Below are 545 nucleotides of genomic sequence, written 5' to 3' on the forward strand. Positions count from 1 at the left end.
CCTGTAAACCAGGAAATTCCCACGGAAAGCGCCAGAAATGGCGAAATTCCAAAGATTCAAACGCCACTCTTCGGAACGACGCGACATCCCGCACTCTCAGGCCTCGTTATTCAGACCTTCCCTAGCATTGCGTTCAATACCTCTTTGCACTTGGGTGCAGGAACGGGCGGTATAGCGCGATTACCGTAGTGTGGGACACGTCCGATCTACAGCAACTGCATCAACGGTCGTTGATGCGTGTGCAAGAGCCAGCAAGTCTCGTCCACTGGCGCCGATGCACGTTTACGCGTGCCGTCAGCTCGGCACTGGGATCAGGTGCTTGAGGAACGCACCTGCGTGGCTCTCTATGCCGAGACCTGCATACGATTTTTTGGCTGCCCTTCGAAACGATGGGTGCACTGTCTTTGCTGCGCCGTGCGGCCGTAAGCTCCCCCGTCAAGCAGGCACTTTAAAAGTAGAGCTTTCGGCGTACTTGTTGCGGTACTCGACCGGGGTCATTCCGCCGAGCGAATCATGGGATCTTGCTTGGTTGTAGTCGATCATCC

General features: G+C 55.6%; 2 protein-coding genes. One reads left to right on the plus strand and one right to left on the minus strand.

Annotated elements, in window-relative coordinates; translation table 11 throughout:
- The coding region (locus F7R02_RS26780) for a hypothetical protein (protein ID WP_151210352.1) at nucleotides 1-189 on the plus strand (189 nt) is incomplete at its 5' end.
- Between the two features lie 246 nt (nucleotides 190-435).
- On the opposite strand, the gene F7R02_RS25810 is transcribed toward F7R02_RS26780, so the two are convergent.
- Nucleotides 436-545, minus strand: a 110-nt coding sequence (locus tag F7R02_RS25810; protein ID WP_151210354.1) for an IS3 family transposase, incomplete at its 5' end; no start/stop codon positions are given.

It is taken from the genome of Xanthomonas cissicola, from assembly GCF_008801575.1.
GTDB lineage: Bacteria > Pseudomonadota > Gammaproteobacteria > Xanthomonadales > Xanthomonadaceae > Xanthomonas > Xanthomonas cissicola.